The sequence below is a fragment of the Sinorhizobium chiapasense genome (assembly GCF_036488675.1).
In the GTDB taxonomy this organism is placed as follows: Bacteria; Pseudomonadota; Alphaproteobacteria; order Rhizobiales; family Rhizobiaceae; genus Sinorhizobium; species Sinorhizobium chiapasense.
In genome coordinates this window covers 3,296,094-3,320,030 of sequence record NZ_CP133148.1, presented here as the reverse complement: position 1 = coordinate 3,320,030, position 23,937 = coordinate 3,296,094, and the positions used below count along the sequence as shown (strand labels likewise).

The following is a 23,937-nucleotide window of genomic DNA, read 5'->3' as shown; positions in this document are numbered from 1 at the left end:
CTTTCTTAGCCTTTCGCGAGGAGACCGGAATAGAGTGAGGCATAGCGTTCCGCACTCTTGGCCCAGGAAACGTCGGACTTCATGCCCTGATTTTGCATGCGTGCCCACACGTTCGGTTCGCTGTATGCACGGAAGGCGCGCCTGATCGCAAGGCGCAATCCGTCGGCGGTGACCGGTCTGAACTGAAACCCGGTGGCGACCTTGGCCGAAAGCGCAGCCTCGTTGGCGTCGATGATCGTGTCGGTAAGGCCGCCGGTACGGGCCACGATCGGCACGCAGCCGTAACGCAGCCCATAGAGCTGGGTGAGTCCGCACGGTTCGAAGCGCGACGGGATGATGATTGCATCGGCGCCCGCCTGCATCAGATGCGACAAAGGTTCGTCATAGCCGGTCACCATGCCGATATGGCCGCGATGGCGCGAGGCGGCGGCGAGCAACGCCCCTTCGAGCGCCGCGTCGCCCGAGCCGAGCACGACGACCTTGCCGCCGAGCGCCACGATATCGTCCGTCACTTCGGCAAGCAGGTCCATCCCCTTTTGCCAGGTGAGGCGGCTGATGACGCAGAAGATCGGGCCGGGGCTGCTAGCCAGTCCGAAACGCTCTTCCAGCGCCTTGCGGTTGGCGGCGCGCCGCTTAAGTGTGCCGGGGCCGTAGTGGCCCGCGATATGAGGGTCCGTCTCAGGGTTCCAAGTGTCGGCGTCGATGCCGTTGACGATGCCCGTCAGACTGTCGACCCTGGTTGCGAGCAGCCCGTCCATTCCCATGCCGAACTCGGGCGTCAGGATCTCCTGGGCATAAGAGGGGCTGACCGTCGTGATCGCCGTCGCGGTCTGCAGGCCGCCTTTCAGGAAGCCGACATCGCCGTAATATTCGACGAACTGCATGGAGAAGGCCTCCGGCGGCAGAGCGAGCTCCGGAAATACCGACGCGCCGAACTGCCCCTGGAAGGCGATGTTGTGGATCGTCATCACCGTCGGCATGTCCGGGGCCGAGCCGAAGCGCATGTAGACCGGCGTCAGCGCCGTCTGCCAGTCATGGACGTGGACGATATCCGGCTTCCAGCCGGGGATGATGTTGTCGCCGGCAATTTCCGCCGCCGCCAGCGAGAGTGCGGCGAAACGGCGGAAATTGTCGGGATAATCCCGCCCGGTCGGATCGAGATAGGGTCCCCCGTCGCGGGCATAGAGGGCGGGCTGATCGAGGACGAGCAGGTCCAGTCCGTCGATCTCGGCCGAAAGCACCGTCGCGGGATGGCCGAAGAGATTGTCGAAGCCGCCAACCTTCTTCTTCTTTTTCAGCTTGTGCAGCACGGCGGGATAGCCGGGCACCAGCGTGCGCGTCCTGATGCCGTGGGGAACAAGAGCAGCGGGGAGGGCACCGACGACGTCGGCGAGCCCCCCGGTCTTGACCAACGGATAGACCTCGGACGCAACGGACAGGATGTTCATACGCGGCTACATTCCCAGCTTGTCGATCATCGATTGTGTGATCAGGCAGACGCCGCTTTCCGTGCGGCGGAAGCGCTTGGCGTCAAGTTCCGGATCGTCGCCGACGACCAGGCCCTCAGGAATGACGACGCGGCTGTCGATGACCACATTGCGCAGCGTCGAATGCCGCCCAATGCTCACGTCCGGGAGAACTACGGCATTTTCGAGTCTGGAGTATGAATTGACCCGGACGCCGGTGAACAGGAGACTCTTGTTGAGCGCGGCGCCGGAGATGATGCAATCGCCTGAAACGAGCGACGAGGTCGCCGAGCCGCGGCGATTCTCGTCGTCATGCACGAATTTCGCCGGTGGCTTGATCTCGGCAAAGGTCCAGATCGGCCAGGTGTTGTCATAGATATCGAGTTCGGGTGTCACGTGCGTGAGGTCGATATTGGCCTGCCAGTAGGCATCGATCGTGCCGACGTCGCGCCAATAGGCCTCGCGCTCGAAATCCGAGCGGACGCAGGACCGGGTGAAGCGGTGGGCAACCGCCTTTCCGTTGTCGACGATGTAGGGGATGATGTCCTTGCCGAAGTCGCGGCTCGATTTCGGGTCGGCGGCGTCACGGCGCAAGAGATCCATCAGGAACTTGGTGTGGAACACGTAGATGCCCATCGAGGCGAGCGCCAGTTCCGGATTGCCCGGGATGCCGGGCGGGTCGGCCGGCTTCTCGACAAACGCAATGATGCGGTCTTCGTTGTCGACGTGCATGACGCCGAAGCCAGTCGCCTCCATCCGCGGCACTTCCAGGCACCCGACCGTCACATCTGCGCCGGAGTCGACGTGCTGTTGCAGCATCAATTCATAGTCCATCTTGTAGACATGGTCGCCGGCGAGGATGACCATGTATTCGACGCCGTGATCCTCGATGATGTCGATGTTCTGAAAGACGGCGTCGGCCGTACCTTCATACCACTGCGTTTCGGAGACACGTTGGCTTGCCGGCAGAATATCGAAACTCTCATTGCGCTCGGGGCGAAAGAAGTTCCAGCCGCGCTGCAGATGCCGGATCAGCGAATGCGCCTTGTACTGGGTGGCGACACCGATGCGGCGGATGCCGGAATTGAGCGCATTGGAGAGCGCGAAATCGATGATGCGCGCCTTGCCGCCGAAATAGACGGCCGGTTTGGCGCGGCGGTCGGTCAATTCCTTCAGGCGACTGCCGCGGCCGCCGGCGAGAACATAGGCCATGGCATCGCGGGCCAGAGGTTGTGTACGTTTTTCCACCGTTTGTCCTCCCCAAAATCGCTGTTTTTCGAGGACAGCCAGGCGGTTTTCTGAGACGCCTTGCGGCCCACGCAAATTCTTTTCGCTTCGCTCGCAGCGCACGAGTGCGCTGGAGCATCCTGCTTTCAAGTGGAATCACGGAAGCGCAAAAGATGCCCTGGATTCAAAATCCTGGAGCGTCCTTTGGCGTTCATTGAACGCGCGGCGCTCTAGTCCTGCTCCAGCATCAGTGTTGCCAGAGGCGGCAACGTGATGGTGGCGACCGTTATTCCCGTTGATTTTTGCTCCGCGTGCACGGCACCGCCGTTGCCTTTGCCACTCCCTCCATAGATCTCCGCATCGGTGTTGAGGATTTCCTTCCATCGTCCCGCGACCGGAAGCGGTATGTCGTAACGTTCCCGGTAGACCGGGGTGAAATTGGTGACGACCGCGACGAGTTTTTGTCCCGGAGCTTTTCTGAGCCAGGCAAAAACCGAATTGTCCCGGTCGTCCGCGATCAGCCACTCGAAACCCTCGCCCTCGCAATCTCGCGCATGCAGCGCCGCTTTCGAGCGGTAAGTGCCGTTCAGGTCGCGTATCAGGCGACGCATTCCCTCGTGCAGATTGTATTCGAGCAGGTTCCAGTCGAGTGCGCGATCCTCCGACCATTCGCGCCACTGGGCGAATTCCTGGCCCATGAAGAGGAGCTTCTTGCCGGGATAGCCCCACATGAAGGCGTAATAGGCCCTGAGATTGGCGAACTTCTGCCAGTCGTCGCCGGCCATCTTGGCGATCAGCGATCCCTTGCCGTGCACCACCTCGTCATGCGACAGCGGCAGCACGAAGTTCTCGCTGAAGGCGTAAAGCAGCCCGAAGGTCATGTCGTTGTGGTGGAACTTCCGGTGCACAGGCTCGCGCATGAGATATTGCAGCGTGTCGTGCATGAAGCCCATGTTCCACTTGAAGCCGAAGCCGAGGCCGCCCGCATGCACCGGATGCGAGACCTTCGGCCAGGAGGTCGACTCCTCGGCGATCGTCAGGACGCCTTGGTGGATTCCGTAGAGACGGGTGTTCATTGTCTGCAGGAAGCGGACGGCTTCGAGGTTTTCGTTGCCGCCATATTCGTTCGGCACCCACTCGCCGTACTCGCGCGAGTAGTCGAGATAGAGCATCGACGCGACCGCATCGACGCGCAGACCGTCGACGTGGAACTTCTCCGCCCAATAGAGGGCGTTGTTGACGAGGTAGGCGAGAACCTCCTGGCGGCCGAAATTGTAGATCGCCGTGTTCCAGTCGGGGTGAAAGCCCTGGCGCGGGTCCGCATGCTCGTAAAGCGCGGTTCCGTCGAACCAGCGTAAGCCGTGCTCGTCGGTGGGGAAATGCGCCGGCACCCAGTCGAGGATGACGCCGATGCCGACCTTGTGGCAGCCGTTGACGAAGCGGGCGAAACCCTCGGGTTCGCCGAAACGAGCGGTCGGTGCGTAGAGGCCGGTGGTCTGATAGCCCCAGGATGGATCGAACGGAAATTCGGAAATCGGCAGGAACTCGATGTGCGTGAAGCCCATGTCGACGCAGTAGGGAATGAGTCGGTCCGCCAGTTCGTCCCAGGAGAGCATTTCGCCATTGTCGCGCCGCTGCCAGGAGGCGGCATGGACCTCGTAGATTGAAATCGGCTGCCGGCGCGGATCGACCTCGGCCCAATGCTGGCGATGCGCTTCGTCCTCCCAGACCTGCGCGATCTCGCCCGTCGTCATCGAAGCCGTATCGGGGCGCAGTTCCGAGCGGCGGGCGAAGGGGTCCGCCTTCAATGGCAAGAGCGTCCCCGAGTTGTCGAGGATCTCATACTTGTATGGCGCGCCAGCAGGTACGCCGGGAATGAATATTTCCCAGATGCCGGTATCGGCGCGCAGGCGCATGACGTGCCGGCGTCCGTCCCAGTCGTTGAAACTGCCGACCACCGAAACGCGGCGTGCGTTCGGCGCCCAGACGGCAAAGTGGAAGCCTTCCGCGCCGTCATGCGCGATCGGATGAGCGCCCATCTTGTCGAAGAGCCGGAGATGCGAGCCTTCGCGGATATAGTAGTCGTCCATCGGCCCGAGAACGGGGCCGAAACTGTAGGGATCGACAACGATCCATTCGCCGCCGCTGTTGATGGCGCGATAACGAATGGGCTGCTCCTTGCGCAGAGACACGAAGCCCTCGAAGAAGCCCGCGTCGTCGCGCCGGTTGAGCGTGCCGATTTCCTTGCCGGAGAGTGTTTCTGCCGTCACGGCTTCGGCGCCCGGGATGAAGCAGCGTGCAACATAGTTCTGGCCGGCGGCATGAACGCCGAGGACAGCGAACGGATTGTCGTGGGTGCCGGAAAGTATTGCCGCGATATCCGGCGCTGGCAGCACACCCGACGGTGCGGGCGCTGGGTCCTTGCCGGGCGAAACCGTCATCCAGCGCTCCAGATTTCCCCGGCATATTGCCGGATCGTGCGGTCGGACGAGAACCAGCCCATGCGCGCGGTATTGCGGATCGCCTGACCGTACCAGGAGGCTGGCTTGGTCCAGAGCTGATCCATCTCGCGCTGGGCCTTCGCATAGGCCTCGAAATCAGCGGCGACCATGAACCAGTCATGGTTGTAGAGCCCGTCGACGAGCCCGGAGAAGCGATTGCGGTCGTCCGGCGAGAATACGCCCGAGGCGATCGCGGAGAGCGCCTGCGACAGTTCACGCGAGCCTTCGATGATGGCGCGCGGATTGTGCCCTTCCGCCCGCGCCTTTGCCACCTCCTCGGCGGTCATGCCGAAGATCTTGATGTTTTCTTCGCCGACCCAGTCGCGCATTTCGACATTGGCGCCATCGAGCGTGCCGATGGTGAGCGCGCCGTTGAGCGCAAATTTCATGTTGCCTGTGCCGGAGGCCTCCATGCCGGCGGTCGAGATCTGTTCGGAAAGATCGGCGGCCGGCACCATCACTTCGGCGAGCGACACGTTGTAGTTCGGAATGAAGACGATCTTCAGGAGGCCGCGCACCGCCGGGTCGTTATTGATGACGCGGGCGACATCGTTGGCAAGTTTGATGATGAGCTTAGCGTTGTGATAGCTCGGCGCCGCTTTGCCGGCAAAGAGCTTGACCCGCGGCACCCAGTCGAGTTCGGGGTGCGAGCGTATCTGGTCATAAAGAGCGACCGCCTCGACGATGTTCAAGAGTTGCCGCTTGTATTCGTGGATGCGCTTGATCTGGATGTCGAACATCGCCGAGGGATCGAGCCGGATGCCGAGGCTTGCCTGGACGAGCTTTGCGAGTTTCACCTTGTTGGCCCGTTTGACCGCGGCGAAGCTCTCTTGGAAGTCCGCCTTGTCGGCAAAGGCGTCGAGCGCCTGTAGCGCCTCGGTGTTGTCCATGAACTCGTCGCCGATCGCCTCACGAACGAGGCCGAACAGGCCGGGGTTGCACTGCATCAGCCAGCGGCGCGGCGTAATGCCGTTGGTCTTGTTGTTGATTCGATCGGGATAGAGGCGGTGCAGATCGGCAAAGACCGTCTCTTTCATCAGCTCGGTGTGCAGCGCCGAGACGCCGTTGATGGAATGCGAACCGACAAAGGCGAGGTTGCCCATGCGCACGCGCCGCTCGCCCGTCTCCTCGATCAGCGAAATGTTGCGGATTTCCTCGTCGGTCGCGTGCTTCTGCCTGCGCGCCTCGATCAGGATCTTGGCGTTGATGGCGTAGACGATCTGCATGTGGCGCGGCAGAAGGCGCTCGAAGAGCGGTACCGGCCAGCTTTCCAGCGCTTCCGGCAGCAGCGTGTGATTGGTGTAGGCGAAGGTGCGGCGGGTGATTTCCCAGGCCTGCTCGAAATCAAGCCCGTGAACATCGGTCAGGAGGCGCACGAGTTCCGCGACGGAAACGGCCGGATGGGTATCGTTGAGCTGGATGGCGACCGCGTCCGGCAAGGACGTGAAGTCCGGATATTGCTGCAGGTGGCGGCGCAGAATGTCCTGCAGCGAGGCGGAAGAGAAGAAATACTCCTGCCTGAGGCGCAGTTCCTGTCCCGCTGGCGTCGCGTCGGCGGGATAGAGCACACGCGTCAGGCTCTCCGCCTTGTTGCTTTCACGCAGCGCGCCGATATGGTCGCCGGCGTTGAAGGCCTCGAGCAGGATCGGGTCGATCGGCTGCGCAGCCCAGAGGCGTAGCGTATTGACGCGTTTTGCGCGCCAGCCGACGGCCGGCGTGTCGAAGGCGGTTGCGATGACGCGCTCTGCCGGTTTCCAGACATAACGTTGGACTTCCTCGTCGATATTGACGGTTTCCACGCCGCCGCCGAAACCTATTTCATAGGAACTTTCGCGCCGTTCGAATTCCCAAGGGTTGCCGTGGGCCAGCCACGTCTCGGGCAGTTCGACCTGCCAACCGTCGGCCATCTGCTGACGGAACAGGCCGTGCATGTAGCGGATGCCGTAGCCGTAAGCGGGTACGTCGACCGTTGCCATGGATTCCATGAAACAGGCGGCAAGACGCCCGAGGCCACCATTGCCGAGCGCCGCGTCGGGCTCGAGCTGTGCGACCACGTCGATATCGACGCCGAGCGACGCCAGTGCGTCGCGCATCTCGTCCATCAGGCCGATATTCGTCATGGCGTCGCGCATCAGGCGGCCGATGAGGAACTCGAGCGACAGGTAATAGACGCGCTTGGCGCCGGTCGCATAGGTCTTGCGGGTCGAATCCATCCACTTGTCGGTGATGCGGTCACGAGCGACGAGAATGGCGGCCGTCAGCCAGTCATGCGGCTTGGCAACCTTCGGGTCCTTGCCGATGCGGTATTTGAGGCGTTCGAGGATTTCCACCGCGAGTTGGCCGGGCTCGGACGACCTGGGTGCGGGTTGCGGCAGTTCGGAGGTGGAGAGCCGATTCATCATAGAACTGTCATGCCTTTTTTCTGTTTGCCCTTTTTGCGTATGGGAGGCCGCGGGCCGGCGCCGACCGGAGTTAAGGCAATTTATGCATCGATCCGAAGCGCTTGCAACATGTACTTGCGCATAACGAAAAATGCCGCCCGGCGAGGCCGGGCGGCATGCAAAGAGCGGTTTCGCTTCGGACTATTCGGTGAGGCGGGAGACCATGGCGGAGGCCCGTTCGCCGATTGCCTTGAAGGCGGCAACGAGGTCAGCCGCTTCCTCAGCCTCGAAATAATGCGAGGAGGAGGTGGCGCAATATTTCAGGAGGGCCTGGCCGCGGTCCGGCGCCATGAAGGCGACGCTGTAGATCTCAACCTTGTTGGCCTTGGCGATGTCGCACCAGTACTTGGTGACCGTGTCGTCGTTGGCGTAGTTGTTCTCGCCATCGGTCATGAAGACGATGTATTTCGTCGGAACCTGGCCGTTCTTGTTGTTGTGCGCCGTGTCTTCCGTCGATGCGATCACCTTCTGGTAGGCGGTCTTGAAGGCACTGCCCGAGGCCGTGCCGCCGGTCGCGACCAGCGCATTGACATAAGCTGCTGCTCCCGTCGTTCCCCAGGCGAGGCTGCCAGCGGGATCCTGCGATGCGTTGTAGGAGACGGCGCCGGTGCGGACGTATATCGATTCCGGATCGGCGAGCATCAGCTGGGCGAACAGGTCGCTGGCCGCGGTTTTCAGCGCGTTGACCTTGGTGACGTAGCACGGGCTGGTCGCCGAAAGATTCGGATACCTGCTCCAGTTCGCCTCCGTGTAGTTGGGGCACTTGGTCTTCGTCGTATCGATCGTATTCGTTTTCCAGGCCATCGATCCAGAACGGTCGAGTACGAGATACATGGAGAGCGCGTTCTTGCTCTCGGTTGAGCTTTCCGCCGTTGCCCGGGTTTCGAGCTCGATCGAATCCGTGCCAAGCAGGCGCGTCATCGCGTTGAACTCGATCCGGTGCTTGTTGACGATCGAAACCTCGAAGGATTTCCCCTTGATGCCGTTGGGGGTCTCGGTGATGTTCACCTGCGAGGTATTGATATCGTCCCAATTCGGCGCCTCGGAAGCGGCCTCTGCGCTGTCCGCAGCGCCGGCGGTTGCCGTTCCTGACTGCTCGCCATCGGCGGGGGTGTCGGCCGCGCCCGAGCTTGCCATCTGCGCCTTCAGGAATTTGCGCGCGATCGACTTGGCCGCTTCGATGTTGGGCTGTTCGTTGGAGACCAGCGCGGAAGCGGCGGCGAGCGCTGCGGCATCGGTGGCATCCTGGAGCTGGTTCTTGGTCATCAGCATGTTGGCCATGTCGATGGAAACACCGCCCGCCGCCAGCAGCAGCGGCGCCACCAGCGCCGTCATCATTCCGAAATTACCGCCGCGGTCCTTTAACATCATGCCGAAGGATCGGCTTATCATGGATCGTCTTCCCATCTTTGCACACCCCAAGCCATACATTGCAAGCTTGGGCCGACATTAGCGGCGATGGATTACAATCTCGTTCAGGTAATTGTTTGAATTTTAATGAATTTCGGAAGAAATCCGTGCTTTCAAACGATTTTCCCGCGGTTGGTTGTCCGGAAACGGGACCCGGCTGTATCAATTCGGGTCAGCCGACGGGAATGACGTCCACGGCCTGTTCAGTCGTATGGCTGCCATAGCTCTTGAGTATGCCGATGACGGGCGCGACGTCGCCATAGTCACGGCCGTGACCTACGACGATGTGATCCGTGCCGGCCGGAATATTGTTCGTCGGGTCGAGTTCCATCCAGCCGCCCGCGCTGCCACACCAGAAGCGAACCCAGGCATGCATCGCGTCGGCGCCTTCCAGCCGTTCCTTGCCTGGTGGCGGCAAGGTTCTGAGGAAACCGCTGACATAGCCCGCCGGGATGCCGAGGCTGCGAAGGGCAACGATCATCACATGTGCGAAGTCCTGGCAGACGCCGCGCTTGAGCGTGAAGGCTTCGGCAGGCGTCGTGTTCACGGTCGTTGCCTCGGCATCATAGGCGAAGTCGCGGTGGATGCGCTCGCAGATCGCCGTCCCGATCTGCCGCACGGTCATTCCTTCGCCGGCGATCGCGCGTGCGTAGGCCGCGATCTCCGGGGCGTCCTGCAAGAGCGGACTCGGCCCGACAAAATGGTGCGGAGATTCCGCATCGACCGACCAGCATGCGGCGAGCTGTGATGGAAGACCTGCAAGAGGCGGAGTGAGATCGGCAGTGAGCGCCTGCGGTTCCACCTGAACGCGCGCCTGCATGCGAATGGCGAGGCTGTCATGCACCGAACGGAAAAGGATGGATGTGGTCGGATTCGCGAAGAAGTCCACGCTTTCGACCCGTTCGCCGGGGGTCGGTTGGCAGCCTATCGAGCCGACGACAAGCCGTTGACGACCGGGGATCGAGGCCGGCAACACCCGCACGAGATGGCGTCCGCCGGCGACCGGGACCTCGTAGCCGTAGGTGATCTTCAGGTTGATGTCGTAGAGCATCAAGCCGTGCCCTTCGTTTCCAATAAGTTGGAGCGGGATGCGGGCGGAAAACCGCTCGCACTTTTCTTCATCCCGCTCTAGAGCATCCTGCTTCCAAGTGGAATCACTGAAAGCAGAAAAGATGCTCTAGGTTCAAAGTTCTAGAGCGTCCTTTGCGCGTTCATTGAACGCGCGGCGCTCTATCCCAGATAGGTTTGCGCGAGCAGGTCCGAAAGCCTTTCAAGATCCCGTTCCAGCTGCTTGTAGACGGTCGCGGTCATTGCTTCAGGCGTCATCACGGCAAGACCGGAATGGAGCCGCATCGTCTCGCGATAGAAGGGTGACATCTGACCGTTGACGAACGCGTTCGGCAAAAGCTCCACCTCGGTCTTGATCTCGTTCAACTGATAAAGAACCGAGCGCGGATTGAGCGGATCGAGGGCGAGCAGGTCGGTGACGGTCAGTGCTGCCGTGTTGACGTTGTAGCGGCGGCGGTGGGTCATGACGCTGTCGCCGATCTCGAGCAGCATGTCAAAGGCCCCGTCCGGAGCTTCGGGTCCCGACATGTGGCCAAGCAGGCGAGTCATGTGGAGGCCGCGCTCGATGTAGCGACCGATCGACAGGAAACGCCAGCCGGTGAAGCGGTACATGTTTTCGTGGACGAGACCGGCAAAGCCCGCAAGCTTGCGCAACAGAATGGTCATCGCATGCGTGGCGTCGTCGCCGGCCTGCACCGTCGCGCCGAACTTCCGAGCCGTTCGCGACAGATCGTTGAGGGCCAGCCACCCGTCGGGCGAGAACCGGTCGCGGATATTGCCGGCGCTGACGAGCGCGCTGTCGATATTGGCAAGCAGGCTGTCGGGCACCGGTTGCCGCGCATTGATGTCGAGAGCCGCCAGGTAGTCGGTGACGTCCTTCAGAAGCGGCATGTTCGGGTCGGCGGCTTCGGCAAAGCGTCCGTGCCAGGCGCGCAGGATCCTGAGAGCGCCTTCCGCCCGCTCGATATAGCGGCCGAGCCAGAAGAGATTATCCGCCGCGCGGCTCGGCAGGCTCCCCGGCATGTTGCGCGTGAAGCTCTCCTCGGCCGGGAGCAGCGTCGTGTGCTCGACCGGCTTGTTGCTGACGATCCAGACATCGGCGGCCGTGCCGCCCGCCTTCATCGCGATCGCCGCGACGTCGTCGCCGGAGCCGATGCGGGCAAAACCGCCCGGCATGATCTGCCAGCCGTCGCGCGTGCGCGCGGCAAAGACCCGCAAGCTCATCGGCCGCGGCGTCAGCCGGCCGCGCACCCAGGCGGGGGTCGTCGACAGGGTGACGACCTCCTGGCCCACCAGCTTGCCGCCACCGGTTCCGAGCCATTCCGAGACCGAGGTGTCGCCCTCGCACAGTGAGGTGCCGAGGACGGACTGTCCGTTGTCGTCGAAGAAGGGACGGGTCGAATAGGCGGGGCCGATCACCATGCGCTCGACATTGCCGGCGACATTGTTGCGTTCGGCCTGCTGCCCGCACCACCAGGTAGCGATCGACGGCAGCTTTTGCTCCTCGCCGAGCAGGTGACGACAGATCGCCGGCGTGAAGGCGAGGAAGGCGCGGGTCTCCACGATGCCCGAGCCGAGTGCGTTGACGATCGAGACGGAGCCGGCCCTCAGCGCCTCGACGATCCCGGGCGTGCCGATATGGGAGGATTGGTTGAGTTCGAGCGGATCGGCGAAGGCCGCATCGAGGCGGCGCCAAAGCACGCCGATAGGCTTGAGGCCGGCAACGGTGCGCACCATGACGCGGCCACCGACCACCGTCAGGTCCTCGCCTTCGAGCAGCATGAAGCCGAGGTAGCGGGCGATATAGGCGTGCTCGAAATAGGTCTCATTGGCAATGCCGGGTGAGAGGACGGCAATCCTGTCGTCCGGATGCTGCTTTCGGGCCTGCAGCGTATCGCGGAAGGCGCCGAAGAAGCCCGCCAATCGGTGCACATGGGTTTCGGCATAGAGGTCGGAAAAAGCGCGCGTTGTCGCAACGCGGTTTTCCAGCGCGAACCCGGCCCCGGAGGGGGCCTCGGTCCGGTCGGAAAGCACCCACCAGTTGCCGTCCGGCCCGCGTCCGATCTCGAAGGAACAGAAGTGCAGGAAATGTCCGTCGGCCGGCTTGACGCCGACCAGCGGGCGCAGGAACTCCGGATTGGAGGCGACAAGGGCAGGAGGCAACAAACCTTCCTGGACCAGCCGGTTTTCGCCGTAGATATCGGCGACCACGCGCTCGAGGAGTTCGGCGCGCTGGATCAGCCCTTGCGAAACGACGGTCCATTCCGCCTCGTCGATCAGGACGGGGACGTGGGACAGCGGCCAGCTTCGTTCCGAATTCTCTCGGCCACCATAGGCCCGGTAGAAAACACCGGCATCGCGCAGATAACGGTCGGCGCGGGCGAAGCGGTTGGCAAGATCCGTTTCGTCCATGCGGCCAAGGGCCGAGAGAAGCCGCTGCCAGACCGGTCGGACATTGCCGTCCGGATCGAGCATCTCGTCGGCGATACCGGGAAGGGCGCGATAGCCGAACACCGGGTCGCCGTCGAGCCGATCCTTCTCTTCCGCCTCTGCCGTCTGTTTCTTAGCCATCTACACTCCTGCCGGACGTCTCAGGTCGAGCGTCAGCGGAAATTCCGCCGGCGGGTTCTCTTGTTGAAGCGGATACCCGCCGGTGGTGTGGCCCCAGGGCTCGAAGCGCGCCAGGCGGCGCGCTTCCGCCTCGTTGCCGTTGACCGGAAATGCCTCATAGTGGCGCCCGCCGGGATGCGCCACATGGTAGACGCAGCCGCCGATCGCCCGATTCGACCATGTATCATAAGTATCGAATGTGAGGGGAGTGTTGACCGGCAGGACCGGATGCAGGCCGGAGGCGGGCTGCCAGGCCTTGTAACGCACGCCTGCGACGGCCACGCCACCTTTCCCTGTCCGTGTCAGCGGCACCGGGCGGCCATTGCAGGCAACCGTGTAGCGATCCGGATTGGCGGTTTCGAGCTTGACCTGCAATCGCTCCACCGAGGAATCGACACAGCGCACGGTGCCTCCGATCGCGCCTTGCTCTCCCATTACGTGCCATGGTTCCAGCGCCTGTCGCAGTTCGAGCTTCGCCTCTTCATATTCCACCTCGCCGCAGAAGGGGAAACGGAATTCGAGCTGTGCCTCGAACCATTCGGGCCTCAAATCGAAGCCGTGGGCGCGCAGGTCGGCGAGCACATCGAGAAAATCCTGCCAGACATGGTGCGGCAGCATGAAACGATCGTGCAGGACCGTGCCCCAACGCACGAAGCCGCCATCGATCGGGCTTTTCCAGAAGCGGGCGATGAGCGCGCGGACGAGCAGTTGCTGCGCGAGCGACATGCGCGCGTTCGGCGGCATCTCGAAACCGCGGAATTCGATCAGCCCGAGCCGCCCGGTCGGTCCGTCCGGTGAGAAGAGCTTGTCGATGCAGATTTCGGAGCGATGTGTATTGCCGGTGACGTCGACAAGCAGGTTGCGGAACAACCGGTCCACCAGCCATGGCAAGGGAGCCGGGCGATCGCCGTCGGGCGGCGGTACCTGTGAGAGCGCAATCTCCAGCTCATAGAGAGAATCGTGGCGCGCCTCGTCGATGCGCGGCGCCTGGCTGGTCGGCCCGATGAAGAGGCCGGAAAAGAGGTAGGAGAGCGAGGGGTGGCGCTGCCAGTGAAGCAGGATGCTCTTCAGAAGATCGGGCCGGCGCAGGAACGGGCTGTCGTTGGGGTTGCGTCCGCCGACAACCACGTGATTGCCGCCGCCGGTTCCGGTGTGGCGGCCGTCGATCATGAACTTGTCGGTGCCGAGCCGACTCTGGCGGGCCTCCTCGTAAATCGCCGTGGTGATGTCGACGCATTCCCGCCAGTTCGCGGCGGGATGAATGTTGACCTCGATCACGCCGGGATCCGGAGCGACGCGGATGACGTTGATGCGCTCATCCTGCGGCGGCGCATAGCCCTCGATATGCACCGGCATGCCGAGCGCGGCGGCGGCCCGCTCGGTCGAGGCGATGAGATCGAGATATTCCTCGATGCTCGTCGTCGGCGGCATGAACACGCAGAGCCGGCCGTCGCGCGGTTCTACGCTGATCGCGGTGCGGACAGCGCCGTCGATCTCGTCGCGAGAGGGCGGCAGCGGCGTCGCCGGCTCCTCGGACGGTTGGAAGCGCGACGGTTGCACCCGGCCCCGGCTCTCGCTGAAATCCGGCAGGTCGCCACGCGAAACTGTCGGATCCACCGGATTGACATAGGGATAGGCGGACGGCGCAATATAGGGCAGCGAGCCGAGCGGCAGGCGATAGCCGACCGGGCTGTCGCCGGGCACCAGGAAAACGCGGCCGCGCCGGGTCTTCCATTTCTCGCTCATCCATCTCCGGTCACTCGCACGCGCGTTCCAGGCCTGCACCGGCAGAACATAGCCCGTCGGGGTCGTCAGCCCGCGCTCGAAGACGCGGGCGAGGCGGCTGCGCTCTTCCGGATCCTTGAGTTTCGAATTGGACGGATCGACGTTGTCCGGAAGGTTTCCCTCCTTGATGATCCACTCGGCTGGGTCCTCGTAGGCCGGAACGACCATGTCCGCATCGACGTCGAGTTCGCCGGCAATCGCGACGAGCAGGCGCTCGGCATCCCGCTCGGTGATCTGGTGCCGGCCGTTTTCCTCGGCGATCAGATTAGCCTCCCGCCAGATCGGCACGCCGTCCTTGCGCCAGTAAAGGGAAAAGGTCCAGCGCGGCAGGCTTTCGCCCGGATACCACTTGCCCTGTCCATAATGCAGGAAGCCGCCGGGCGCGAAGCGCTCGCGCAGGCGCCGGATGAGCGCATCCGCCTTCTCGCGTTTCGTCGGGCCGACCGCCGCCGTGTTCCATTCGTCCGATTCGAAATCGTCGATCGAGACAAATGTGGGCTCGCCGCCCATGGTCAGGCGCACGTCGTTCTCGGCGAGCACCCGATCGACCTCATCACCGAGAGCATTCAGTGCTTCCCAGCTCTCGTCGGAAAAGGGCTTGGTGATGCGCGGATGTTCGGCGACGCGAGCAACCTTCATGTCGAAGGCGAAATCGGTTCTCGTCTCCGGGTCGCCGAAGAACTCGCCGGATATCGGCGCGGCGTTTCGATAGTGCGGGGTGGCGGCCAGCGGAATGTGGCTCTCTCCGGTCAAGAGGCCCGACGTCGGATCGAGCCCGATCCAGCCGGCACCCGGAAGATAGACCTCGGCCCAGGCGTGAAGGTCAGTGAAGTCGTATTCGGTGCCGGAGGGGCCATCCAGCGCCTTCAGGTCCGGCGTCAGCTGAATGAGATAGCCGGAGACGAAGCGGGCGGCAAAACCGAGATTGCGGAGGATCTGCACCAGCAGCCAACTGGAATCGCGACATGAACCCCTGGCAATGCCGAGCGTCTCTTCCGGCGACTGGACGCCCGGCGCCATGCGGATGACGTAGCCGATTTCCTTCTGCAGCCGCGTGTTGAGGGCGACGATCATGTCGACGGTGCGCCGACGTGACCGGTCGATGCTCTCCATGAATTCCGAAAGCTTCGGCCCGATCGGCTCCGGCGTCATGTAGATCTTCAGATCCTCGCTCAAATCTTCGGGATAGCGGAAAGGCCAGTGTTCGGCTTCCTCTTCGACGAAGAAATCAAACGGGTTGTAGACGGTCATGTCGGCGACCAGGTCCACCTCGATCTTCAATTCCGTCACGGGATCGGGAAAGACGTAGCGGGCGAGATAGTTGCCGTAGGGATCCTGCTGCAAATTGACGAAATGATTGGCAGGCGAGACTTTCAGCGAGTGGCTGATGACCTTGGTTTTGGAATGCGCGGCCGGTTTCAGCCTGATGATTTGCGGTGTGAGCGTTACCGGCCGGTCGTAGGTGTAGTGCGTGAGGTGGTAGATACTGGCCTTGATCGACATGCAGATTTTTCCCCTCGATAGCCGGTCCGTCGCCGGCCATTCACGGGAATTTTGTGCAATGCGAAGAGAGAAAGCAAGCCGAAACCCGGGGACGCGATCGCGGCCGGCTTTCCCCGTGCACCCCGTCGGCTGCTCAGACCGGCGAAGGGTTGATGCGGGCAAAGCCCTCCTGCCGGTAGTAGGGGAAATGGGGATAGGGCGCCGTCGTGGCGCTGACCTCGTCGAGGCGCGCCACCTGATCGGCAGAGAGCGACCAGCCGACCGCGCCGAGGTTTTGCCGGAGTTGTTCTTCGTTGCGGGCGCCGATGATGACGCTCGAAACGGTCGGCCGCTGCAGAAGCCAGTTGATGGCGATCTGCGGCACCGTCCTGCCGGTTTCCTCTGCCAGGGCATCGAGCACCTCGACGATGTCGTAGAGCTTATCGTCATCGACCGGCGGTCCAAAGGCGGCGGTGTCGTGCAGCCGGCTTCCGGCCGGCAACGGCTCCCCGCGGCGGATCTTGCCGGTCAACCGTCCCCAGCCCAGCGGACTCCAGACGAGCGCCCCGACACCCTGGTCGAGCCCGAGCGGCATCAGTTCCCATTCGTAGTCGCGGCCGACCAGCGAATAATAGACCTGGTTGGCGACGTAACGGGGATAGCCGTGTCTCTCGGCGAGCGCGAGCGATTTCATCAGCTGCCAGCCGGAGAAGTTGGAGACCCCGACATAGCGGAGCTTGCCGGCGCGAACCAAAATGTCGAGTGTCGAGAGCACTTCTTCGATTGGCGTTCCGGCATCGAAAGCGTGCAACTGCATGAGATCGATATAGTCGGTTCCGAGACGCTTCAGCGCCGCTTCGACGCCGTGGATGAGACGCGAGCGGGATGAGCCGGCGTCGTTCGGGCCGTCGCCCACCGGCAGCGACATCTTGGTGGAAAGGATCACCTTTTCGCGGCGGCCCTCGATCGCCGCGCCGAGCACTTCCTCCGAGGCGCCATCCGAATAGACATCCGCCGTGTCGAAGAGATTGGTGCCGGCCTCGAGGCAGATGTCCACAAGGCGGCGCGCTTCCGCGTCGTCCGTCGTGCCCCAGGCGCCGAACAGCGGACCCTTGCCGCCGAACGTGCCTGCGCCGAAGCTCAGTGCCGGAACCTTCAAGCCGGACGAGCCAAGCCGTCGATACTCCATTTCGCAACTCCCTTGTCATCTCTATGTGTCTGGAGACATGAAGATGGAGCTGCCCGCCTTTTGGAGATAGACTGCTGCCCGGAATATCATTTGTGAGTTGAAGTCATATGTCCCGGCTTTCGGTCAACAGATCAGGGGAAATGGAAGTGTTCGCCAAGGCAGTCGAACTCGGTGGCTTCTCGGCGGCAGCGCGCCATTTCCGCATGACGCCTTCGGCGGTCAGCAAGCTCGTCCTGCGGCTCGAGGATCGGCTGGGAGTCCGCCTCGTCAACCGGTCCACACGGCGGCTGCAACTGACGCCGGAGGGCTGTGCCTTCTACGAGCGCACCGCCCGCATCCTCGCCGACATCGAGGAGGCCGAACGCTGTGCGGTCGGAGGCGAGATACCGACGGGCCGGGTCCGGCTGAATGTCAGCGCTTCTTTCGCAACCCATATCCTGATGCCACTCCTGCCGGAATTCCGGGAGCGCTTTCCCGCCGTCTCGCTCGACATTGTCCAGACGGACGCGGTGGTCGACCTGATGGAGGCGCATGCCGATATCGCCATCCGATCAGGGCCACTGAAGAGTTCGGCGCTGATCGCCCGCAAGCTCGGCGCGACGCGAATGGTGATCGTGGCGGCGCCGTCCTATCTCGATCGGTACGGGACGCCCTCGGACATCGCAGAGCTCGAGGTCCATAGCCGGCTCGGCTTCTGCTACGCGCGCGCCGTAGACGGCTGGCCGATCCGATCCGAGGGAGAAACGATCGTTCTGCCGGCTTCCGGGACGCTGCAGGTGAGCGACGGCGAGGGGCTCCGCCATCTCGCCCTTGCCGGCGCCGGACTGGCGCGGCTTGCGGAATTCACCGTGCGCGCAGACATCGACGCCGGGCGGCTCGTTCCCGTGCTGGAGAACTTGAATCCCGGCGATCTGGAAGAGATTCATGCCGTCTTCCTCGGCCAGGGCGGCGCGCTTCCCGCGCGTATTCGGGCCGTCCTCGACTTTCTTGGTAGGAGTGCTCGAGTGCCGCCGGAACCGGTCGCGCGGGCGAGCGATCATCAGGCTGAACTCAAGACCGCGCCGGCGTGAGACGGCGTATGATCGGCTCGAATGGAAGAGGGGCGCCCGCACGAAACGGCGCCCCTCGTTTCTAAAGAGTCACGAGTTGTGCGTTCCAGCGCATCGGCCCGAAAATCGGAATCGATTTTCGGAAAGCACGATGCGCAGAATCAAAGACTTACAGCGTCCTTTGTGCGTCCTGAAGGACGCACGGCGCTGTAAGCACCGCCCGTCAACGTTTCGGTGCGACGAGGGCAAAAAGCGCGCCCTGCGGATCGATGCATTGGACGATCCAGGATCCGCCCGGCACTTCCATGGGTTCGAGCACGATCTTTGCACCGCCGGATTTTGCCCGCTCGATTGCAGCATCCAGCGCCTCGACGTTGAAATAATAGAGCCAATAGGGGGCGGGAACGTCCTTCGGTTTGGTCATCATGCCGCCGATCGGGGTGCCGTTCCAGGCAAAGATCTGGTAGGTGCCCATATCGCCCATGTCCATCGCCTGGTCCTTGGTCCAGCCGAACAGGTTGGAATAGAAGGGAAAGGCGGTATCGAGGTCGCCGGCCATCAGTTCGTGCCAGCCGACGTTTCCAGCAGCCATCTGCTCAAGGGCCGGAGGTTCCTCGCTCGTTCCCTTGAAAAGCGCGAACACCGCGCCATGCGGATCAGTGACGATGGCGAAGCGGCCGACGCCGGGGATGTCGTCGGGAGCGCGGTGAACATTGCCGCCATCCGCGGCGAGCTTCGCGGCGGCTGCGTCGACGTCATCAACGGCGACATAGCCGAGCCAGGCCGGCGGGATCTTCATCTCGAGCGCGCCCTCGGGCATTGTCATCAGTCCCGCCACATGCCGATCACCGACGGAGAACAGCGTGTAGTCCATTCCCGGCATACCGGCATCGCTGCCGCTCCAGCCAACCACGTTCTCGTAGAAAGTTTGGGCGGCCTTCGTGTCGGTTGTCATCAGTTCATACCAGACGAATTTCCCATGCTGACCCGTCATTGTTAGTCCTCCGGTTTCTTGCTGTGGGAATGTGCTGTCATTCGCGGCAGCGTGGTTTGCCTGCCGTCATTAAAGTGCGTCGCGTTCAGACGAATTCAAGCAACGCGCTTGAGATCTTTGTTCTTATGCATGTCGTTGTCCCAAGACCTCTGCACACTTTCGGGCGACATGCGTCAGCGCCGGCGATATTCGGCGGCCATGATCTCCTTCCAGTTTCCGTCTTCGGTCTGGACACGGGCCGTCAGCCTGCGATGGTTGGCGTCGACGAGGGTTATTACGTCCTGATAGCTGGCGGTTCTGCCGGGTCTGTCGAAATCCGGCCCCTCACAGTTGAGCGTGAGCGTCTTGCCGTCGTCCTCGAGCACGCCGTCATAGATCCACATATGCGTCATCATCGAGCCGACCCAGGTGCCGACATAGCGGCTCGTGAGCGGATTGAATCCAAGCGTCATCATTGACTGGCCGGCGCTGCCATCCGGCATCGTGCCTTGTCCTTCGCAGACGACCCAAAGACCCTGCATCGAGCGCACATTTTCCGTCCACGGAGTTTGCGACTGGCACTCATCCGGAGTTGTCGACATGACCTCCCACTCACCGAGCAATTGTTCCAGCCAGCGGTGTTCTTCCTGAGGCTCCGCCTTCATCAATCCCTCCAATGGCGAGACGCGTCGCCCCGGACTGGAGCGCCGCGTGACATAGCAACGTTCGGAAACGCCGATGGTTCCCCTGTTGGCATCAGGCTCAGGCTCTTTGCCGGGGCGCTGCCTCATATTCATCGTGGCGGCGAACGAAGTCCATGATCGTGCCTTCGTTCCGACCTTTCGGCGCCCGATCGAGCAGCATGAAGGTGCCGACAAGTTCCTCCAGGCCGCGGGCATAGGTGGAATAGGTGTGGTAGACGGTGCCGTCCTCGTCCTTGTAGAAGGCGCTGAGCCCGGGAAGCTCTTCGTAAGCCTCGCCGCTTTCGATTTCGGTGAAATTGTAGACGACCTTGTCACCAGCGAGTTCGGCCGGCGTGAAGGACACATGGAAGTCGCTGTTGAAGTCGCTGCCCTGGGCCGACACCCAAGGGAAGTGCCAGCCCATTCGCTTGCGATAGGCTTCGATCTTGGCGAGCGGCGCATTCGAAGCCGCGATCAGCGTGACGTCGTGATGATTGAGATGCGGCAGCATGCCGGCGAAGTGGTCGGCCAGGAACGAACAACTTGAACAGCCGGCTTCCCAATTTGCTCCGAGCATGAAGTGATAGACGACGAGCTGGCTGCGCCCGTCGAAAAGCTCCGGCAATGTCTTCGGGCCGGCGAGCGTTTCGAAGACATAGGGCTTGTCCATCCTCACCCAGGGCAGAGCCTGGCGCTCCGCATTGATCCGGTCCCGCAAGCGGGTGTGTTCCTTTTCCAGGGCGAGAAGCGATTTGCGCGCCTTCAGCCATTCCTCGGGCGACACGACGGCATGGTCCGGTCTCATGCTCTTTCCTCCTCACGAAATGTAGCACTTGACTAATTACGTTGATATCAACATTACTCAACCATGTCAAAGTCGCCACTCGTACCTTTTGCCACCACCGTCCTCGTCAGGGACAACTGCCTGTGCCTGCATGTCCAGCGCGCTGCCCGGGCACTCGCACGGCGGTTCGACGAGGCGCTGCGACCGCTCGATATAACAAACGGGCAGTTCTCGCTGCTGATGTCGCTCAACCGGCCGGAACCGCCGAGCATCAGCATGGTTGCGTCGCTGCTTGCCATGGACCGTACGACGCTGACCGCGGCGCTGAAGCCGCTTGAGCGTCGCGGGCTCGTGGATGTCTTTGTCGCCCCGGAGGACCGTCGGTCGCGCCGCCTGAGGCTGACGGCGGAAGGCGAGCGGTTGCTCGCCCGGGCAGTGCCGATCTGGAAGGAAACGCATGCCGAGGTCGATGCACAGCTCGGCGCGAATGTTCCAGACCGCCTGCGCGCCGATCTCCTTGCGTTCACGTGATGCCGGGACAGGCAGAAAACCACAAACACGCTCCGACGTGCAAATCAGCGCCTTCCAACTTAGACCCTGGATTATGAGGATGGCTTTCCGTTGAAGATCGTGCTGATCTCGCCGGCAAACGCCGCGTCGCTGCGATGCCGCGGCTTTTCAGGTGGGAGGAACGACGATGAAGATGACCTACAAGGGTAGCTGCCATTGCGGACGGATTCGTTACGAGGTCGATGCTGATCTCGAGGCCGGAACAAGCCGCTGCAATTGTTCGTATTGCTCGAAAACCCGCTACTGGGGCGCGCTGGTGAAGCCGGAGGACTTCCGCCTGCTGTCTGAAGAAACGGGCGTCGGCGACTATCAGTTCAACACGATGAGCGGTCACCACCGGTTTTGCACGGCTTGCGGTGTGGCGCCCTACGGCACCGGATATGTCGAGGAGCTCGGCGGCGCCTTCGTCTCCATCAACGTCGCATGTCTCGACGACGTCGATCCAGCCGCACTTGCGTCGCTGCCGATCCAGTACATGGATGGGCTGCACAACAACTGGTGGAATGTGCCGGCCGAGACGAGGCACATGTGATTTCGGGCCTACAAAACGAAAGGCTCCCGCGGCGGCGGGAGCCTTTGTTACGTTTGCCGTGGCGGTGACTATCTGTCGCCGAGGTCCCGCACGGCGCCGCGGTCGGCGGAGGTCGCAAAAGCGGCATAGGCCTTGAGCGCGGTCGTCACCCGGCGCTTGCGCTGCTCCGCCGGCTTCCAGCCCTTGGCGTCCTGCTCGGAGCGGCGGGAGGCGAGCGCGGTGTCGTCGACCCGCAAGCTGATCGTGCGGTTCGGGATGTCGATGTCGATCATGTCGCCTTCGCGCACCAAGCCGATGGTGCCGCCGTTCGCTGCCTCGGGTGAGACATGACCGATCGAAAGACCGGAGGTACCGCCGGAGAAGCGGCCGTCGGTGATGAGCGCGCAGGACTTGCCGAGGCCCTTCGACTTCAGATAGCTCGTCGGATAGAGCATTTCCTGCATGCCCGGGCCGCCCTTCGGACCTTCGTAGCGGATGACCACGACGTCGCCCGCCTTGATCTCGTTGGCGAGGATCGCCTTGACGGCGGCGTCCTGGCTTTCGAAGACCCGGGCCGGGCCGGAAAACTTCAGGATGCTTTCGTCGACGCCCGCCGTTTTGACGATGCAGCCGTCGAGCGCGATGTTGCCCTTGAGGACGGCGAGACCGCCGTCCTTCGAGAAAGGATGCTCGACCGAGCGGATGACGCCCTTCTCGCGGTCCGTGTCGAGGTCTTCCCAGCGCGCCTCCTGGCTGAAGGCGACCTGGGTCGGGATGCCGCCGGGCGCGGCACGGAAGAAGTTGCGGACGGTTTCACTCGACGTGCGGGTAATGTCCCAGCGATCGATGGCGTCGCCGAGCGTCTCGCTGTGCACGGTCACGCAGTCGCGGTTGATGAGGCCGCCTTTTTCGAGTTCGCCGAGGATCGACATGATGCCGCCGGCGCGGTGCACGTCTTCCATATGCACGTCGGCCTTTGCGGGTGCGACCTTCGAAAGGCAGGGAACCTTGCGCGACAACCGGTCGATATCGTCCATGCTGAAGTCGACCTCGCCCTCGTAGGCTGCGGCGAGGATGTGCAGCACGGTGTTGGTCGAGCCGCCCATGGCGATATCGAGCGCCATGGCATTCTCGAAAGCTTTTTTGGTCGCGATCGAACGCGGCAGGACGCGTTCGTCGTCCTGCTCATAGCAGCGGCGCGCGAGGTCGACGATCAGGTGCCCGGCCTCGACGAAGAGGCGTTTGCGGTCGGCGTGGGTGGCGAGCGTCGAACCGTTGCCGGGGAGCGACAGGCCGAGCGCCTCGGTCAGACAGTTCATCGAGTTCGCCGTGAACATGCCCGAGCAGGAGCCGCAGGTCGGGCAGGCGGAACGCTCGATGACCTTGACGTCTTCGTCGGAGACATTGTCGTCGGCGGCAGCGACCATCGCGTCGACGAGATCGAGCGCGTGTTTCTTGCCGTGCAGAACGACCTTGCCGGCTTCCATCGGGCCGCCGGAGACGAAGACGGCGGGGATGTTGAGGCGAAGTGCGGCCATCAGCATGCCGGGGGTGATCTTGTCGCAGTTGGAAATGCAGACCATGGCGTCGGCGCAGTGCGCGTTGACCATATATTCGACGCTGTCAGCGATGATTTCGCGCGACGGCAGCGAATAGAGCATGCCGTCATGGCCCATGGCGATGCCGTCGTCGACGGCGATCGTGTTGAACTCCTTGGCGACACCGCCGGCCGCTTCGATCTCGCGCGCGACGAGCTGGCCCAGATCCTTAAGATGCACGTGGCCCGGCACGAACTGCGTGAACGAGTTCACCACCGCGATAATCGGTTTGCCGAAGTCGCTGTCCTTCATGCCCGTTGCGCGCCAGAGGCCGCGGGCGCCGGCCATGTTGCGGCCGTGGGTGGTGGTGCGGGAGCGATAGGCAGGCATGAACGTATTCCTTCACGGACGAAAGTCTTTACGCGAATGTGGCGATCCAGGAGCGCCGGTGCAGGGTACTAGCGCAAAATTGCGCGCGCGTCATCTTTTGCGTCAGATTATTTCCGTGTTTCGCATACACGCCTTCATGCAAGCCCACCGCATGTTTCCTTAAATCGTACCCGGTTTAAGGATAAAAATATGCAGTAATTCAAAGTGCTACAGCGTCCTTTGCGCGTCTGACAAGACGCGCGGCGCTGTACTATCCAAGA

At 62.6% G+C, this 23,937-nt stretch carries 16 protein-coding genes; 3 read left to right on the top strand and 13 right to left on the bottom strand.

The features are described from left to right. Nucleotides 1-5 precede the first annotated feature (5 nt). The 9 genes from glgA to RB548_RS15925 all read right to left on the bottom strand — a co-directional run bounded on the left by glgA (nt 6) and on the right by RB548_RS15925 (nt 17,179). Nucleotides 6-1,448 carry a glycogen synthase GlgA gene (glgA, locus tag RB548_RS15965; protein WP_331372227.1) on the bottom strand — a complete coding sequence of 481 codons (1,443 nt, stop codon included), beginning with the start codon at nt 1,446-1,448 and terminating at the stop codon, nt 6-8. Between the two features lie 6 nt (nt 1,449-1,454). Beyond that, on the bottom strand, nt 1,455-2,678 hold the full coding sequence (gene glgC / locus RB548_RS15960; protein WP_331374991.1) for a glucose-1-phosphate adenylyltransferase: 1,224 nt from the start codon (nt 2,676-2,678) through the stop codon (nt 1,455-1,457). A 245-nt stretch (nt 2,679-2,923) separates the two neighbouring features. Beyond that, nucleotides 2,924-5,134, bottom strand: coding sequence for a 1,4-alpha-glucan branching protein GlgB (gene glgB, locus RB548_RS15955; RefSeq protein WP_331372226.1), 2,211 nt, complete (start codon nt 5,132-5,134; stop codon nt 2,924-2,926). Next, nucleotides 5,131-7,596 (bottom strand): glycogen/starch/alpha-glucan phosphorylase, encoded by a 2,466-nt coding sequence (locus tag RB548_RS15950; protein WP_408642376.1) that lies wholly within the window; start codon nt 7,594-7,596, stop codon nt 5,131-5,133. Before RB548_RS15950 ends, glgB begins: the two co-directional genes overlap by 4 nt. Nucleotides 7,597-7,776: 180 nt before the next feature. After that, entirely contained in the window at nt 7,777-9,042 is a 1,266-nt protein-coding gene (locus tag RB548_RS15945; protein ID WP_331372225.1) for a vWA domain-containing protein, read from the bottom strand. Nucleotides 9,043-9,217: 175 nt separating this feature from the next. Next, on the bottom strand, nt 9,218-10,096 hold the full coding sequence (locus RB548_RS15940) for a transglutaminase family protein (protein ID WP_331374989.1): 879 nt from the start codon (nt 10,094-10,096) through the stop codon (nt 9,218-9,220). A gap of 179 nt (nt 10,097-10,275) precedes the next feature. Next, complete coding sequence (locus RB548_RS15935) at nt 10,276-12,684, bottom strand: circularly permuted type 2 ATP-grasp protein (protein ID WP_331372224.1); 2,409 nt, start codon at nt 12,682-12,684, stop codon at nt 10,276-10,278. After that, nucleotides 12,685-16,011 (bottom strand): transglutaminase family protein, encoded by a 3,327-nt coding sequence (locus RB548_RS15930; RefSeq protein WP_331372223.1) that lies wholly within the window; start codon nt 16,009-16,011, stop codon nt 12,685-12,687. A gap of 133 nt (nt 16,012-16,144) precedes the next feature. Then, on the bottom strand, nt 16,145-17,179 hold the full coding sequence (locus RB548_RS15925) for an aldo/keto reductase (protein WP_331372222.1): 1,035 nt from the start codon (nt 17,177-17,179) through the stop codon (nt 16,145-16,147). A 107-nt stretch (nt 17,180-17,286) separates the two neighbouring features. On the opposite strand from RB548_RS15925, the gene RB548_RS15920 reads away from it, so the two are divergent. Further along, nucleotides 17,287-18,249, top strand: coding sequence for a LysR family transcriptional regulator (locus RB548_RS15920; protein ID WP_331372221.1), 963 nt, complete (start codon nt 17,287-17,289; stop codon nt 18,247-18,249). 202 nt (nt 18,250-18,451) lie between these two features. Here RB548_RS15920 and RB548_RS15915 read toward each other — a convergent pair whose 3' ends face one another. From RB548_RS15915 to RB548_RS15905, 3 genes are all read right to left on the bottom strand, one after another. Next, nucleotides 18,452-19,222, bottom strand: coding sequence for a VOC family protein (locus RB548_RS15915; RefSeq protein ID WP_331372220.1), 771 nt, complete (start codon nt 19,220-19,222; stop codon nt 18,452-18,454). Nucleotides 19,223-19,395: 173 nt separating this feature from the next. After that, entirely contained in the window at nt 19,396-19,866 is a 471-nt protein-coding gene (locus tag RB548_RS15910) for a DUF1579 domain-containing protein (protein WP_331372219.1), read from the bottom strand. A 97-nt stretch (nt 19,867-19,963) separates the two neighbouring features. After that, nucleotides 19,964-20,689 carry a DUF899 domain-containing protein gene (locus RB548_RS15905; protein WP_331372218.1) on the bottom strand — a complete coding sequence of 242 codons (726 nt, stop codon included), beginning with the start codon at nt 20,687-20,689 and terminating at the stop codon, nt 19,964-19,966. Nucleotides 20,690-20,752: 63 nt separating this feature from the next. Here RB548_RS15905 and RB548_RS15900 point away from each other — a divergent pair, with 63 nt between their 5' ends. Together RB548_RS15900 and RB548_RS15895 are read left to right on the top strand one after the other, a co-directional pair. Continuing rightward, nucleotides 20,753-21,199, top strand: coding sequence for a MarR family winged helix-turn-helix transcriptional regulator (locus tag RB548_RS15900; RefSeq protein ID WP_331372217.1), 447 nt, complete (start codon nt 20,753-20,755; stop codon nt 21,197-21,199). A gap of 166 nt (nt 21,200-21,365) precedes the next feature. Beyond that, complete coding sequence (locus tag RB548_RS15895; protein WP_331372216.1) at nt 21,366-21,770, top strand: GFA family protein; 405 nt, start codon at nt 21,366-21,368, stop codon at nt 21,768-21,770. A 68-nt stretch (nt 21,771-21,838) separates the two neighbouring features. Here RB548_RS15895 and ilvD read toward each other — a convergent pair whose 3' ends face one another. Next, nucleotides 21,839-23,677: a dihydroxy-acid dehydratase gene (gene ilvD, locus RB548_RS15890; protein WP_331372215.1), complete on the bottom strand. Its 1,839-nt coding sequence runs from the start codon at nt 23,675-23,677 to the stop codon at nt 21,839-21,841. Nucleotides 23,678-23,937: the final 260 nt, after the last annotated feature.